This window comes from Domibacillus sp. PGB-M46 (assembly GCF_022668875.1).
Lineage (GTDB): Bacteria > Bacillota > Bacilli > Bacillales > Domibacillaceae > Domibacillus.
Map to the genome: position 1 here is coordinate 47,408 of NZ_JAKGCR010000010.1, position 16,199 is coordinate 63,606.

Annotated in this window: 12 protein-coding genes and 1 pseudogene; 8 read left to right on the forward strand and 5 right to left on the reverse strand. The window is 42.9% G+C overall.

Annotated features, from left to right (window positions below):
• Positions 1 to 224: 224 nt before the first annotated feature.
• On the reverse strand, positions 225 to 1,556 hold the full coding sequence (locus tag L2D08_RS13390; RefSeq protein ID WP_242234353.1) for a prolyl oligopeptidase family serine peptidase: 1,332 nt from the start codon (positions 1,554 to 1,556) through the stop codon (positions 225 to 227).
• Between the two features lie 88 nt (positions 1,557 to 1,644).
• Positions 1,645 to 4,032, reverse strand: a complete 2,388-nt coding sequence (locus L2D08_RS13395; protein WP_242234354.1) for a glycoside hydrolase family 3 N-terminal domain-containing protein — start codon at positions 4,030 to 4,032, stop codon at positions 1,645 to 1,647.
• Between the two features lie 446 nt (positions 4,033 to 4,478).
• Between L2D08_RS13395 and L2D08_RS13400 the strand changes: the two genes are divergently transcribed.
• The 4 genes from L2D08_RS13400 (at position 4,479) to L2D08_RS13415 (ending at position 9,037) form a co-directional block, all read left to right on the forward strand.
• A complete protein-coding gene (locus tag L2D08_RS13400) occupies positions 4,479 to 5,057 on the forward strand; it encodes a TetR/AcrR family transcriptional regulator (protein WP_242234355.1) in 579 nt (192 codons plus the stop codon).
• 36 nt (positions 5,058 to 5,093) lie between these two features.
• Positions 5,094 to 6,542 carry a DHA2 family efflux MFS transporter permease subunit gene (locus L2D08_RS13405; protein WP_242234356.1) on the forward strand — a complete coding sequence of 483 codons (1,449 nt, stop codon included), beginning with the start codon at positions 5,094 to 5,096 and terminating at the stop codon, positions 6,540 to 6,542.
• A gap of 372 nt (positions 6,543 to 6,914) precedes the next feature.
• Positions 6,915 to 7,556: an NAD(P)-dependent oxidoreductase gene (locus tag L2D08_RS13410; RefSeq protein WP_242234357.1), complete on the forward strand. Its 642-nt coding sequence runs from the start codon at positions 6,915 to 6,917 to the stop codon at positions 7,554 to 7,556.
• Between the two features lie 521 nt (positions 7,557 to 8,077).
• On the forward strand, positions 8,078 to 9,037 hold the full coding sequence (locus L2D08_RS13415) for an aldolase catalytic domain-containing protein (protein WP_242234358.1): 960 nt from the start codon (positions 8,078 to 8,080) through the stop codon (positions 9,035 to 9,037).
• Between the two features lie 240 nt (positions 9,038 to 9,277).
• Here L2D08_RS13415 and L2D08_RS13420 read toward each other — a convergent pair.
• Positions 9,278 to 9,471, reverse strand: a pseudogene (locus L2D08_RS13420) (MFS transporter); the annotation flags it as partial.
• Between the two features lie 337 nt (positions 9,472 to 9,808).
• Between L2D08_RS13420 and L2D08_RS13425 the strand changes: the two are divergent.
• From L2D08_RS13425 to L2D08_RS13440, 4 genes are all read left to right on the forward strand, one after another.
• Entirely contained in the window at positions 9,809 to 11,809 is a 2,001-nt protein-coding gene (locus L2D08_RS13425; RefSeq protein ID WP_242234359.1) for a TRAP transporter permease, read from the forward strand.
• Between the two features lie 142 nt (positions 11,810 to 11,951).
• The gene (locus L2D08_RS13430) at positions 11,952 to 12,956 is read left to right on the forward strand and encodes a TAXI family TRAP transporter solute-binding subunit (RefSeq protein WP_242234360.1); all 1,005 of its coding nucleotides are present in this window, start codon (positions 11,952 to 11,954) and stop codon (positions 12,954 to 12,956) included.
• A gap of 64 nt (positions 12,957 to 13,020) precedes the next feature.
• A complete protein-coding gene (locus L2D08_RS13435; protein WP_255821955.1) occupies positions 13,021 to 13,530 on the forward strand; it encodes a DUF1850 domain-containing protein in 510 nt (169 codons plus the stop codon).
• Positions 13,531 to 13,610: 80 nt separating this feature from the next.
• Positions 13,611 to 14,372: an SDR family NAD(P)-dependent oxidoreductase gene (locus tag L2D08_RS13440; RefSeq protein ID WP_242234362.1), complete on the forward strand. Its 762-nt coding sequence runs from the start codon at positions 13,611 to 13,613 to the stop codon at positions 14,370 to 14,372.
• A gap of 34 nt (positions 14,373 to 14,406) precedes the next feature.
• On the opposite strand, the gene L2D08_RS13445 is transcribed toward L2D08_RS13440, so the two are convergent.
• Together L2D08_RS13445 and L2D08_RS13450 are read right to left on the reverse strand one after the other, a co-directional pair.
• Positions 14,407 to 14,556 carry a hypothetical protein gene (locus tag L2D08_RS13445; RefSeq protein WP_242234363.1) on the reverse strand — a complete coding sequence of 50 codons (150 nt, stop codon included), beginning with the start codon at positions 14,554 to 14,556 and terminating at the stop codon, positions 14,407 to 14,409.
• Positions 14,557 to 14,844: 288 nt separating this feature from the next.
• The gene (locus L2D08_RS13450; protein WP_242234364.1) at positions 14,845 to 15,480 is read right to left on the reverse strand and encodes an FMN-dependent NADH-azoreductase; all 636 of its coding nucleotides are present in this window, start codon (positions 15,478 to 15,480) and stop codon (positions 14,845 to 14,847) included.
• Positions 15,481 to 16,199: the final 719 nt, after the last annotated feature.

Consider the following 16,199-nt stretch of genomic DNA (forward strand, 5'->3'; position numbering starts at 1 on the left):
GGCATTGATTATAATTTTCTACAGCTTGAAGCCACTAGTAAAAGAGTGGCTTTTTTAATTTTCTCTTTACTGTCCTGCAAACCATGCTTTGGCGGCAGCCTTCATTACTGATGAGCCTTTTTGACGTTTAGTTAAGAGAATATTGTTAAGGCATAGTATACCTTTAAGAAAAACATAAAAAGGGCAAGTTCACAAAAAGTGAATCTTGCCGCAAAGTTTGCTCTTTAGTTTTCAAGGGATTGTTCAGCCAGCCAATCCATGATGGTAGTCGTGTTTCCGTTTATTTCGGTATCTACCTCATTATTAAACACATAGATCCATGACCAGTGACCGTTATATTGATACGGTGTACCATCTGCATTCGTGTACAAACCAGACGTATCATGGACGTCATTAAATAAAGACAGGTGAACATTTTCCGCTCCAGCAGCAACGAAGCGCTCATACGTTGGCACTGTATTAAGGAAAGGAGGCAATGTTGTATCGTTTTCCGCTGTCACGAACCAAGTTGGTGTTTGTTTCATGCTTTGAATGTCCTGGTCAGAGATAAGGGAGTCGTTTAACCCTTCACATACCGGGAATGCCGCTGCAAAGTACCCCGGGTAATCCCGGGTCATCAGCATAGTCATGTATCCTCCGTTGGAGGCGCCGCCAATGTAAATTCGGCTTGGATCAATATCTGGATTAGCAGCAACCTGTTCTTGAATTAACGCCATCAACGCTTCCTCATATTTGGAGGTTCCATCTGCTCTGCTGGTGATTCCATCCATCCAGTAAGTCGGTGCCTGCGGTGCTAAAATATATGCTCCGTCAAAATGGTCTTGAATATCTTCTGTGGCGAAGTTAACTGCTTTATTTGCAGACAGCGGAATCGTAGCATCTGTGCCGCCTTCACCGCCGCCATGCAGCCAAATAATGAGCGGATTTTTCTCTTTGTCTTTCTCAGGAGCATAGTTCGCATAGGATAGGGTTATATGATTGTATGTGGATTGGCCGGTAGAGAAATCCTCTACAAGCTCTTTTGTTTCTCCCGCAAATTGGTTAATAACCAAGCCTGAAATAACTCCAGCGCTTGTTTGGATATCTTTTTGCTGCATAACCGTGTATTTATTTTCTGTCCAGTCATTAAACCCTGTTCCGGCTGCATCGTAGTTTAGGGCAGAACTCAAGGAGCTTGCTGGACTTACCTCCATTTCCAGAACGGCATATCTGCCTGTTTTAACGGCAGGGTTGCCTTTTTTATCTGAAACGTAAACATTGGTAATCTTCCGGCTGCCTTCCTCTAAAAACGGTGTTTTTAAGCGGTGATCGCTTCTCTTTACATGCACGGAAAATGTATCAGGTGTGATAGAACCTTTTGGAACAGGTCTTCCTAAATCTACAATCAGTTTTGTGTTGACTGCTCCCCAATCTTTGATTTCTGTAACAGTCTGGTAAGAAGCCGGCTGTGTTTTTACTTCTTGAGCCGCTGCTCCCGTACTGTAAGAAAGCAGTGCTCCTGCTGCTAACGTAGAGATCATAGCTGTTTTTGCTTGTGTTTTCATCTTTTTTAACATATCCTTTAGCCACCTTTATTCGTATCGATTTTGAAAGCATTTTTAGAAAATTCTGCTGCTAATGATTACTTACTTTTATAAAAAATCGTTACCTTTTTGAAAGACGGTCAATGGCTGTTCCGGGATCCAGTACATCACTGACCTTTTCAACAATGATGTCTTCTGCAACTGTAAAAGTGGCCGTGTCCTTAATATCCTCCGAAGAAGCGCCCACTTGAATGGTATACGTGCCTTTTTCAAGCACCCAGGCAGAAATCTCTTCACTAAACGATGCTAAATCTTTTGCACCCAATTCAAACGTTACTTTTTCTTTTTTTCCTGGCTTCAGTTCGGCCGTTTTAGTGAATGCTTTCAGCTCTAGAGAAGGCTTCTCCAATTTTCCGTCAGGCGCAGACACATATACCTGGACCACTTCTCTTCCGGGTACTTTTCCGGTGTTTTTTACGCTCGTACTAATAGATAGTGTGCCTTTAAATTTCTTTGTGGCTTTCACTTTGTCGTATTCAAATGTGGTGTAAGACAAGCCATAGCCAAATTCATAAGAAGGTTTTACATTAAAGGTAGTATTGTAGCGGTAACCAACATAAATATCCTCTTCATAAGGAAAGCCATCCGGTGAGCCAGGATAACGGTCCGCATACGGAAGATCCGTATAATCAACAGGGAAAGTTTGAGCTAGTTTACCAGATGGATTTACCTTTCCGGTCAAAACGTCTGCAACAGCGTTTCCAAGCTCTTGTCCCGGCTGCCAGGAGAGAAGGATACCATCTACTTTTTCTTTCCAGCTTTCCACTTCAACAGGACCTTCTACATTCAAGACGGCAATCACTTTCTTGCCTTGATCGCGGTACGCTTTGGACACTTTTTCTACCATTTCTTTTTGTGAAGGAGACAAATAAAAATCTTCTTTGGCGCGATCGACAGCATAAGAACCAGGGGCAGTGCCAATTACAACAATTCCAATATCCGTGTTGGCTGCTGCTGTTTGTACATCCGTGGTAATGTCCATCTCAGGAAGCTTCGGTCCAACAGAACCGAAAGTGCCCGGTGTTCCTTTGTACGCATCCTGGCTCCGTAAGTCTGCTACATATTGGTTGTATTTTGTAAGCAGAGATTCATTCAATGTGAGGCCGGCATTTCGCAGTCCTTCTGCAATGCCAAGCTGATAAGGCGCATAAACGAGAGCACTTCCTCTTCCGCCTGTGTTGATTTCACTAACGGGGACACCAAACAAAGAAGCGCTTACATTATTTTTGATAGGCAGAGCCTGATTTTTGTTTTGCAGAAGCACCATTCCCTGGGCAGCTGCCGTTCTTGCTACTTTTGCTCCCGCTGCAAGGTCTGGTGAGTTTGTTGGCTCTGCTCCTTTGAAGGTAGGAGACTGCACAACAATTTGAAGAATTTCTTTAACATTTCGGTCTAGAATTTTTTCATCTAAAAGCCCGCTTTCAACTGCAGCGATAATAGCTTCTGATTGCGCTGCTCTTCCTGGCATTAACAAGTTTGTACCTGCTTCCATTTGCTTGACGATGTTCCGGCCGGCAAACTCCCAGTCTGTCATCGCAAATCCAGTAAAGCCAAAATCATTTCGTAATACATCTGTTAATAATTCTTTGTTTTCGGTTGCGTATGTGCCGTTAATTTTGTTGTAGGAGTCCATTATCGACCAAGGCTTCGCTTCTTTTACCGTCATTTCAAAGCCTTTTAAGTAAATTTCCCGTAATGCTCTTTGACTGACGATCATATTTCCATTATTGTTTGTCCGCTGATTGAAAGCCGCAAAATGTTTAATGGTTGTGCCAACACCATTTTCTTCTACACCATTAACGAAGGCTGTGGCTAATTTACCTGTAACAACCGGATCCTCTGAAAAATATTCAAAATTCCTTCCATTAAGTAGATAACTTTGAATATTCATGCCAGGAGCAAGAAGGAGGTCGATCCCATAAGCCTTCATTTCTTCACTAGTCGCGTCTCCGACTTCTTTTACCAAATCAGCATCCCAGGTAGAGGCGAGAACCGTTGGGGAAGGAAACTTTGTTGCGTAGTATGTTTTTGCATCATTTTCTCTCGTTGGACTAATCCGTACACCCATTGGGCCGTCTGCCAATACGATAGCTGGAATGCCTAAACGCGGAATGGCCTGTGTTTGGCCGGCAGCACCCGGAACTTTAGTTGATTGGCCGCCGATTACTTCTCCATTTTCAGAAGTTAATCCTCCTTTATTGCCGCCTACCAATAAAAAGGCTTTTTCTTGCAGGGTCATAGCGTTTATAACCGCATCGATTGACTCTGCATTAACCAGTTTTGGAACCGTATTTGCGGCTTTAACAAACCCTTCTTTTTGCTGTATTTGATCAGTAGAGATTGTTTCAGAGGCGGACACATAAAGATTAGTACCAGAAAGAAGAAGCCCGCTTGCAAGTACAGCAACTACTAATTTATTACCTGTGTCTTTCTTTGAACGTTTTTTCACCATTTATCCCCCTCAATTTTTATTATTTGAAGCGCTTTCTTGGATAAGATAACTTGGCTTTTTCTCAGTGTAGCGCTTTAAAACAGGAAGCCTTTCTAAACTTTCTTATGATTATCTGCAATTTTTTAAGCTGCTAGGAAAAAAGAAGTGGATATATTGCCTGCTTTTCCGCTTTGTTCTAGTTGTTTCGAACGGGCAGGCTCGCTATATGCTTCATAAACTGTTAACCGATTAAAGAGTTTTGTGACTCCATGTTAAACAGCAGCCATTCCAAACAAATATGTACAAAGCTTTGAATAAAATTCCTCTTCTGCATTTTAAATAAACGGTTTGTCTCCGACTTGAGCATTTAGGTAATAAGTAAGTTAATGAAGTTTTCCACGTTGACAAATGTAAAATAGTGCATTATATTAGACCGGTCGGTTTAATACGTGAAGAGGTGAACTATGACCAAAAAGCTCAATACGAAAGGGATGCTGATTGAAACAGCTTCCAGGCTGTTTCGTATGCGTGGATATGACGGAGTTGGCCTTAATGACATTTTGAAAGAAAGCGGGATTCCAAAAGGATCGCTTTATCACTATTTTCCTGAGGGAAAAGAAGGGCTGGCTGTTGAAGCCATTCGTCACACAAAGGGCGTAGTGATTGGTTTTATTGAAGAAGTGTTCGAGCGAACTGAAGATCCAATCAAAGCTGTTCAGAACCATATTTGCGAATTGGTCGAGGTAATGCGGGATGAAAAAGAGCCAGTTGGATTTCCGATCGGAGCAATTGCATCTGAAAAACATTCGACCAGCGAGCCTATTCGAAAAGCCTGTCATTCAGCATTTGAAGAGTGGAAGGAAACGTATTCTAGAAAGTTTATAAGGGCGGGCTACAGTGAAAAGCAGGCAGAGGATCTTGGTATCATCATTCTTGCCGTCATAGAAGGAGGCATTCTTCTTTCTCTTACAGCCAAGAGTGATAAGCCTCTTCGTGTGATCGCGGAGCAGATACCGATGTTACTGGCTAAGAAAAGCGGGTAATTTGGAGGCCTAGCCTTTAAAGGGAGGAATGGATAGATGGCAGCAAGTACTGCAGCAAAGCAACAAGAAAATGTGAAAACGACCCCTATTTTAATTTCCTTCCTAATCGCGGGATTTATTGGGTTATTTAGTGAAACAGCGCTTAATATGGCGCTTGGAGATTTGATTCAGCAGTTCAATGTAGGATCTGCCACGATCCAGTGGCTGACTACGGGCTACTTATTAACACTGGGGATATTAGTTCCAGTGACGGGCCTTTTGCTGCAATGGTACAGCACAAGGCAGCTGTTTATGGCAGCTTTGCTTTTTTCGATTATTGGAACGCTCATAGCGGCATTAGCACCCAGCTTTAGCATACTGATGGTGGCACGGGTCGTTCAGGCGCTTGGAACAGGCCTGCTTCTGCCGCTCATGTTTAACACGATTTTATTGATTTTCCCTATTCATCGAAGAGGCGCCATTATGGGGCTGATGGGCTTAGTAATTATGTTCGCTCCGGCGATCGGGCCTACGATCTCTGGTTTATTGATTGAAAACTTGACCTGGCACTGGATTTTCTGGCTGTCTTTGCCGTTTTTAGTGTTTGCGCTGTTTTTTGGCATGGTGTACATGCAAAACGTATCCACGATTACAAAGCCGAAAATTGACGCCATTTCTGTTGTTTTATCCTCTCTTGGTTTTGGAGGCATTGTTTATGGCTTCAGTACAGCCGGCGAAGACGGATGGTCGAGTTCTATCGTAATGATCGCTCTTGCGGTTGGATGTGTGGCGCTTGTTTTATTTTCTCTTAGACAATTTAAGATGGAGCGGCCAATGATTGATTTACGTGTGTTTAAATACCCGATGTTTACGCTTGGGCTTTTCATTGTTTTTATCGCTTTTATGGTGATTTTGTCTTCCGCGATTCTGCTGCCTTTATACTTGCAGACAGGACTGGGATTAGCAGCTTTTACAGCCGGTCTTGTTCTTTTGCCGGGCGGAGTGCTGAACGGTTTAATGTCTCCGCTGACAGGTCGTATTTTTGATAAATACGGACCAAAGGGATTAGTGATTCCCGGGTTTATTCTTGTCATTGTTACCTTATGGAGCCTATCCCGTGTGACAACGGAAACATCTATGTTAGCGGTTATCGTAATGCATTCTCTTCTCATGATCGGCATTTCCTTGATCATGATGCCGGCCCAGACAAACGGCTTAAACCAGCTGCCAAAAAACCTGTATCCGGATGGAACCGCACTGATGAACACGTTACAGCAGGTGTCTGGAGCGATCGGTACGGCTGTGGCAATTACGATTATGTCTTCGGCACAGCTTGATTTCATGAAGAATGTAAAAGACCCAACGGATCCGTCTGTGATTGGAGAAGCGTTAACCGCAGGCGTGCAGAATGCTTTTACTTTCGGCTGGATCCTGGCTGTTATTGGTTTGGTTCTTGCTTTCTTCCTTAAGACTGCTGGCTTTAAGCAGGCAGAATCAAACAAATAAATGCTTTATGAATCTTCCTAAAGCGCAAAAAGCGGCCGTTTGACCGTTTTGAGACTGACGATAAAATCGTCAGTCTTTTTTTATAAGAGCTTTCACTGTCCAAAACGGGCAGGAGACTTTTCGGAAAATATCGCTTCTTAAAAAGAACCGATAGGAATGGAGCGATTTTTCTCAAAACAGCCGTACTCCTTACATGTGAAGAAGTAAAATGATTTTATTTGTATGTAAAAAAGAAAGAGCAGGAGTTGACTTTTTAACTTGTAACATTTATAGTTACAAATAGAATGAATCACTGCGTTATGCAGTTTCTTTTTTAACTTAAATGTAACAATGATTGTTACAAATACTACAATGAGCTCAGGAGGAAAAAAGATGAAAATTGGCGTAATTGGTGCAAGTGGGAAAGCGGGAAGTTTCATTTTAAAAGAAGCGGTCTCAAGAGGACATGAAGTAACCGCCATTGTCCGCAGCGCTTCAAACGTACAAGATGAAAAAGCAGCCGTCATCGAAAAAGACATTTTTAGTTTGAAAGCAGAGGATGTGAAGGTATTTGATGTAGTAGTGAATGCCTTTAATGCCGCTCCAGGCGAAGAACATCTGCATGTAGAAGCGGGCCAGGTACTGATTGAAGCGCTAAAAGGCGCGCCGAAAACGAAATTAGTTGTCGTAGGAGGTGCCGGCAGCTTATTCGTAAATGAAGCAAAAACAGTTCGGGTATTCGAAACACCTGATTTTCCAGAAGCCTATCTTCCAACAGCGGTGAATATGGGAAAAAACCTGGCTGAACTGGAACGCACAGGCGGTATTACATGGACATACATCAGCCCGGCTGGATTCTTTGACCCAGCAGGCAAGCGTACAGGCACGTACCAAAAAGGTCAGGACAATCTGATTTTAAATGCAAAAGGTGAAAGCTACATTAGCTATGCAGACTATGCGATTGCTGTATTAGATGAAATAGAAAATCCAGAGCATGTAAATGCACGTTTCTCTGTTGTAGGGGAATCCGAATAATCGCTTTTTTAAATAACATCATTTAGCTGATCATTCTGCAAAGCAGAAAAAATGAGCACCTTTAAGTTGAAAACAGGTGTGGAATCCCTGAAACAACTTGAAGGTGCTTTTTCTATGGGGACGAAAGTGAGTTAGACAGCAGAAGTAAAAAGGAAATGGCTGCCTGAACGTCCTCATCCATCTACAGCTGTTGAAGGAGTATATCATCACAGATTATTTTGGGACATCGCTGGAGAAGTTAAAAGCATAGGGTGAGGCAGCGATAAAGAATTCGTTCCATTAATTCCCCGTTTTCTATGTACAGAAGAACGCCCTTGGGATACAATAGCAGAAACAAACGGGGAAAAAGGAAAAAAACAGATGATTTTTGACGAAAAGTATCAAATGTTGAAAAAAGCATTGACAGTCTAATGGAAAACATGGTATAAACATAACAAGATACTTTATCACATAAAAGCATAAAAGCATAAAAGCGCGAAAGCGAATATGCTTTAACAGAAGAAACAGGAGGAACGACGACTATGGAACAACGCAGCAAGATTATCGACTGTACAATTCGTGACGGCGGTTTAGTTAATAACTGGGATTTCAGCATTGAATTTGTTCAAGATCTATACAATGGTTTGAGCGAAGCAGGTGTTGAATATATGGAAATCGGATATAAAAATTCCGCGAGACTTTTAAATGCGACTGAACCTAATCCATGGAGATTTCTTGATGATAACTTTTTAAAAGAAATTCTACCGGAGAAAAAATTCACGAAGCTGTCTGCGCTAGTTGACATTGGCCGTGTCGATCCGAATGACATTCTTCCGCGCGAAGAAAGCCCTCTGGATATGATCCGGGTAGCCTGCTACATCCGTGAAGTAGATAAAGGCTTAGAGCTTGTACAAATGTTCCATGATTTAGGCTACGAAACATCTTTGAATATTATGGCACTATCAAGTGTGCCTGAACATCAACTAATCGAAGCCTTTGAAATGGTGAAAGAAAGCCCGGTTGATGTAGTATATATTGTAGACTCATTCGGAAGCCTTGACCCTGCTGACATTGAGCATCAGGTAAAAAAATTCAAATCAATGATTCCAAACAAACAGCTTGGCATTCATACTCACAATAACATGCAGCTGGCATTTGCTAACACGCTAACAGCTCTGCGCAATGGTGTAACGTTCCTTGATTCTTCTGTATACGGCATGGGACGCGCAGCAGGAAACTGCAATACAGAACTTCTTGTGAGCCATATTCAAAAACCAAGCTACGAAATGAAGCCTGTCCTAAAAGTGATTGAAGACCACATGCTTGACATGCGCCAGAAATGGGAGTGGGGCTACATTATTCCTTACATGATCTCAGGCGTTTTAAACGAACATCCACGTGTGGCAATGGCATACCGTAACAGTGAAGACCGTGATAAATATGTTCAGTTCTACGATAATGTCACGTCTCCGGAAGCGAGCCTTGCGCCGACATCAAAATAATCTTTATACGTTATAAAAAAGGCCGGGAAGCAGAATGCTTCCCGGCCTTTTTGCTTTTTAATTTAAAATACGAATTTTCATTTCTACTAAATAAGCCTCGGACCGCCGTGGTGAATAATGGATAGGCATAAACAGCTCATACACATCGCTTAAGATGGTAAATTGCTGTTGAATGATCCTCTTCACGAGTTTACGATAACTTTCCCAATACGTTTCTGGATCAAACTCGTAAGCAATAAGCACACACTTTCCTGCTGGAGGAGGGGCTATAAGCTGTGTTACTGCGAACGCAGCAACCATACAACCGACGATCGCTCCGTTTATATTCAGCTCTTTCATAATAGGAGGCGTTACCGGCACCACAAGACCGATCCCAAAAACACAATAAACAAATTCATCAATAAAATGGTTAACACCATTCCATAACTTCGCATTTCATTCTGCCCTTTCTATCAAGAATTGTACATTCATACTATAAAGCCTCCCCCAGGAGGAGAGTCAACAGTGATAGGCAGCATTCTTATGTTCTGGAAAAATTCCATTTAGCAGCACGGCATCTTCACTCCGTACATGAAAAGCCAGAGGAATATTTAGATGGACAAGCGCATAAAATAAATAACATTTTTTATAAAGTATGGAAGAAAATCTTACAAAAAAAGGCTTTGGGCATTTTGGTTCATCTATAGTTAAAATTGTAAAAAATGTTTTGTTTTTCAAAGAACTTCAACTAAAAAGTTTCATAGTGAAACGAATGAAAGGAGAAGATGTGGATTGACAACCAAGCATGAAGCTAGCTATTTATCAGAAGAAGAACAACAGAAGCTGCTCGAAAAATATGATCCAGAAGCAGGAACGCGAAAATTAACCGGCCTGATAGGGTACATTGCTTTTTTTGGCCTTTTGGCTTTTTCCCTATTTCAGCTTTATACAGCGGTTTTTGGTGTTTTCACGGCTCAAATTCAGCGCACCGTGCATTTAGGCTTTGCTCTTTCCTTGATTTTCCTTCTATTTCCGGCTAATCGAAAAAAGAGGCAAAAAGGAAAGCTTCAGGTAGCTTGGTACGACTTGATTTTCTCTATCCTAAGCATCGGTGTAGGTGCGTATTGGCCGCTCCGTTTTGAAGAGCTGGTCATGAGTGTCGGCCGTCTCGAGCCGCTGGATTTTGCGGTTGGTGTGACAGCGATTGTGCTTGTATTGGAAGCAACTAGGAGAACGGTTGGTCTGCCTATTATGATGATTGCGCTCCTTTTTATGCTTTATGGACTTTTTGGCTCGTACATGCCAGGCTTTTTGTCTCACCGCGGATTAACCCTGGAGCGTATGGTTCAAACGATGTTTTTCACAACAGAAGGAATTTTAGGCACGCCACTGGCTGTTTCATCTACTTTTATCTTTCTATTTCTGTTATTTGGCGCTTTCTTAATACGGACAGGCGTTGGGCAGTATTTTAATGATCTTTCTATTGCCATTGCCGGCAGAAGCATTGGCGGGCCTGCGAAAGTAGCGATTTTTTCAAGTGCCCTTCAAGGAACAATCAGTGGAAGTTCTGTTGCGAATGTGGTAACGTCGGGTGCCTTTACGATCCCCATGATGAAAAACCTTGGTTACAAGAAAGAATTCGCTGGAGCTGTCGAAGCATCAGCTTCAACAGGCGGGCAGCTGATGCCGCCTATTATGGGTGCAGCGGCTTTTTTGATGGTTGAGTTTATCGGAAACGGTATTACATACTGGGATATCGCCAAAGCAGCTGCCATCCCGGCGATTTTGTACTTTTCAGGCATTTGGATTATGACCCACTTTGAAGCAAAACGGCTTGGGCTGCGCGGGCTGACAAAAGAAGAAATGCCAAGCAGAAAAGAAGTATTCGGAAAAGTATATTTACTCATTCCGATTATCGCGATTATTTTGCTGCTGATGTCTAATATAACCGTTACGCATGCCGCGCTTTATTCCATTGTCATTTCCATTATTGTTGGTTTTATTAATAAAGACGGGGGAATGAAAGCTGTTGATATTGTGCATGCACTCGTAGACGGCGCACGCACAGCCCTTGCTGTAGCGGCAGCGACGGCAGCGGCCGGAATTATCGTAGGCATTGTGACAAAAACAGGACTGGGGTTAAAACTGGCCAATGGCTTAATTGATCTTGCAGGCGGTTACTTAATCCCTACGCTTATCCTGACGATGATCGCTGCGCTTGTACTCGGGATGGGTTCACCGACAACCGCGAACTACGTGATCACTTCCACAATCGCAGCACCGGCAATGATTTTACTCGGTGTACCCGATTTATCTGCTCATTTGTTTGTGTTTTACTTTGGTATTATTGCCGATATTACACCACCTGTAGCACTGGCCGCTTTTGCCGCAGCCGGCGTGTCGGGAGGAGAACCGATTAAAACCGGGATTGAATCGTCAAAGCTGGCCATTGCCGCTTTTATCATCCCGTATATTTTTGTTCTTTCACCTGAAATGTTAATGATCGATACGAGCTGGGGAGAGGTCGTCTGGGTTGTGCTGACGGCGATGATTGGCATGATTGCCATCGGAGCCGGTGTGATCGGCCACTGGATGAGGGACATGCACTGGCTGGAACGAATCACTGCATGCATCGTGGGGCTGCTGCTTATTTACCCGGAAACCATCTCTGACATTACAGGGTTAGTGATGTTTGGCGTAATGCTGGCCTTACAGTATGTATGGAAGCAGGACAAAGGGGGCGGAAACGCCTTGCAAGACAAGCCTGAAACAGATTATCCAAAAGTAAAATGATCGGCTGTTATCGAGCCATTTTTGCTCAATCAAAGACAGGAAACAAAGCAAAAAGATTCATTTGTTCCTGCTCTTCTATATATAAGAAAGGTTTGTTCAATTTGTACTGCTGTAATTAAGGAGAAAAAGGGAGGATGTATGTATGAAAAAATCTCGTTTTAGCGTATTGTTCGGCACGGTGTTAATGACGGCTGCCATCACGGCTGCCTGTGGTGAAAGCAGCGACGGCGGCACGGCCGACACAGGCGAAGGAAGTGGAGGCGGCGGAAGCGCAAGCCAGGATTTGAGCTTGCTGACAGGCGGCACAGGGGGGACGTATTATCCGCTTGGCGGACAAATCGCTAATATTATTTCCGATCAAACGGATGCAAATATCACTCCGCAGACATCCGGTGCTTCTGCAGAAAATATGGAAACACTGCGGGCCGGAGAAGCAGAGCTGGCTTTTTCTCAAACAGATATTGCCGCTTATGCCATTGAAGGAAAAGAAATGTTTGAAGGAGACCCGATTGACAATGTGCAGGCGATCGCTTCTCTATACCCGGAAACGGTACAGCTTGTGACAACCGCCAAAAGCGGCATCAAATCGGTTGAAGATTTAAAAGGAAAAACGGTCTCTGTCGGAGCACCTGGATCAGGCGCTTATATTAATGCTATGCAGGTGTTAGAGATTCATGGAATGTCCGACAAAGACATTAAAGCCCAAAATCTTTCTTTTGATGAATCGACGGACGGCATTCAGTCTGGAAACATTGATGCAGCGTTTATCACAGCTGGAACGCCAACTGGTGCAGTAGAAGCGTTGTCAGCACAAAATGACGTCGTGATCATCCCGCTTGCTGACGATAAAATTCAGGAGCTTGTTGAAAAGTATCCATATTATGCAGAAGACACAGTCCCAAGTGGAACTTATAAAATTAAGGAAGAGGTAAAAACGGTTGCTGTTAAAGCCATGCTTGTAGCATCAAAAGACGTCGATGAAGATCTTGTGTACGAAATGACAAAAGCACTTTATGAAAACACCGATCAAATCACTCATGCCAAAGGAGAATTTATTACACCGGAAACGGCTCTTGAAGGTTTAGGCGATATGGAGCTGCACCCAGGGGCGGCTAAATATTTTGAAGAAGCAGGCGTTTCCAGGTAAACACCTTTTAGTCGATAGGCTGCACCGCGGCCTGTCGGCTTCATTTTTTTAAGGGGTGATTCGGTTGAAAGCCAAGGTAATCAGTGCGGCAGCACTAGCGATTCTGTTCGTTTCCACCCTCATTTTTTTCTATCCCTACAGGCAGGTCATCGCGCTGACTTATGAAAATAAAGACAGCCTGCTCGCCTACGTGCCATTAAAAGGAGAAGAAACCTTTCAAATTCAGTACACACACTCCATTCATTTATCGGACGTAGTCGAGTCCTATCAATTATCCAATGACCAAATCATCCAAACAGAGCTTTCCTACAAAGACTTTGCGGTAGGAATGCCTTCAAATGCAGAAGGCGAAGAAGTATTTGAAGAAAAAAACGGCACGTATTACATAAAAAATATGAACCGCGTCTTTCCTTTTATCGATGTAAGAATCGGCCAGGTACGGGCAAATCATCGGCTTATATATGAAAACCATGTTTATGCGTTGTCCAGATCCGTCAAGCCGGGAACGTGGATCCGAATATCAGAGCGCAGGTTAACCTTATGGGAGCAATGGAAGGCAGCCAAAGTCAAATGACCTGTTATCTTGGACAATCGGAAAGAAAAAGAGCTAAGATAAAACCGTAGAAGCAAATCAAGCAAACAGGGGATGATGAAGTGGATTTACAATTGAAGGGTAAGCACATTTTAATCACAGGAGGATCAAAAGGAATCGGACGGGCAATTGCAGAAGTGCTGATTCAAGAAGGAGCGAACGTGTCCATCGCAGCCCGTGGCATAGAAGCACTTCAACAAACAAAAGAAGAACTAGGCGGAAGCGTATCCGTCCTTCAAGCAGATTTACTGAAGGCCAATGAGCGGGAAGCGCTGATCGCCTCGTTTATTGAACAGCATGGAACAATCGATGTGCTTATTAACAATGCCGGCGGCAGCAATGGCGGAAAAGCAGCCGAAACCGATATGGATTTATTTTATGAAGCGATGGAGCTGAACTACTTCTCAGCCGTACATTTAAGCAAATTAGCGGTTGAAGAGATGAAGAAAAAGCAGTCAGGGGCGATCATTAATATCACATCTGTATTTGGCAGAGAAAGCGGTGGCAAGGTGACTTATAATAACGCGAAAGCGGCGTTAATTAGTTTCACGAAATCGCTGGCTGATGAAGTAATCCGGGATGGTATCCGCGTAAACAGTGTGGCACCGGGCAGCATTTTGCATGAAAGCGGCAACTGGAAAAGACGCCTGGAAGAAAACCCGGAGAAAATCAACGCGTTTGTTCAAAATGAGATTCCGGCGGGCCGTTTTGGAACGGCTGAAGAAGTCGCAAATGTGGTTGCTTTTCTTGCTTCAGAAAAAGCATCCTGGCTGGTCGGGACAAGCATCAATGTCGATGGCGGACAATCACGGATGAACTTTTAAAAAGTGGTTCAGGCAGCTTAGAAGCTGCCTTTTTTCATACTAAATCCACTGGCTGTTCTGTTACATGCGGGAGCTCATCCTGACGCTCATACGCAATAAGGGTACATTCCAGCTCTCTTTCAAGCTGCTGGATTTTTTTAGTTTGCTCGGACGACAGCTCGGCAATTTCAAATCCTTTATACATTCCCCTCACCCCCTAAAAAGCAGTCTGCCCCCAGTCCCTGATTTAAACCAGTTTAGATTTAACATGGCTTCCAATTTGAAGGTTCCTTTGGATATTTTGTCTGTACTTTCAGATAATAAAGTAAAAACAGCCCAAAAGATTCATTTCCTTTTTCGATGATTATAATAAATATAAAAGCAGAAATAAGAAGCACACCGGCTTGACGCCAAAAAATACCGGGAAAGTGGAGCCTCCTCATCATAAAAAAGCAGGAACCTGTTGGCTCCTGCTTTTCACTGTCATGTATTATTAAAACGATTTTGCCAGCTCTTTTGCCTGCTGGATTCCTGCTTCTTTAATTTCCTGCGCCCGGTCCGGGAACTGGTTGTGGCCTTCAATAAACAGCCCGTCGAAAGAAGGGACGCCGAAAAATTGCATAATAATGCTTATATAACGGTGACCCATTTCCATATCAGCCGCTGGTCCTTCTGAATAAATACCACCGCGTGCCTGAATGTGCAGCGCTTTTTTATCCGTCATTAAACCAACTGGCCCCTGTTCTGTGTATTTAAATGTTTTGCCGGCCACACAAACGGAATCAAGATAGGCTTTCATTACTGGAGGGAACGAGAAGTTCCACATTGGTGTAACGAACACATATTTATCAGCTTTCACAAACTGATCGGACAACTCATTCAGCCGGCCTACTTTTGATTGCTCATCACTGGATAACTGGTCAAATGCGTTTCCTCCCTGGAGTTTCCCCCAGCCGCTGAAAACATCATTGTCGATGTGAGGAATATTTTCTTTGTATAGGTCAAGATGGGTCACTTCATCATCTGGGTTTGCTTCCCGATAAGCTTTAATAAAAGCCTGCCCCGCTGCCATACTAAATGAGTTGGATTCATCGTGCGGATGTGCTGTAATATAAAGAACTTGTGCCATGAATGAACTCGTCCCTTTCTCTTTTGAGTAGTGGTATAGAATTTATGCTGTACTAATTCCTTTGTTTTATTCTCCCTAAACCTTTATTCTAAAATCGGAGCATTTTTTTACATTTTTACATTATTTTCAATTGTATTTCTTTTGTTGAAATCAGCAATTATAAACCGACCACATATAAAAAATTCTTTTTACCATGGTCCGGTTTAGTCGGTCTGATCTTCTCTGTAAAAACGGAATCTTCGGTTATCCTGCCCGTTTTCACAATGTCTATTCTGCTTGCTTCATTCATTTTGTGCATGTTTGTGTTTGTATTTCCAGGATCGCCGTGCTGCCAGGAAAATCAGCAGAAGGAGTTACTTTTCAATGGAGATGCTGTAGGAAAGTAAAAAGTACGTTAGCTCAGCTTCATCTGGTTATATATGGAAAATAATGAAATTTGAAAAATAATTCAGGTTAATAAAAATGAAAACGCCTGGACGAAAGGGAGGACTGATCACGTCTCCTTTGGCTTTTTTTGTAGCATTGTGCGAATCCTCCTAAATGTTCTTTTCGGGCAGCTCGCTTTCATTGATAAGAGGATTTCCCATCTTTAATTTGTGATAACGAATATGCTGCTAATGAATTAGTGGATCATTATGTAGAAGCCGGCTGACTGAACGGCAGAAAAAATAAATTATTTTGTACATGAATTTTCCTATCTCCTTGAAATCACGATTAAT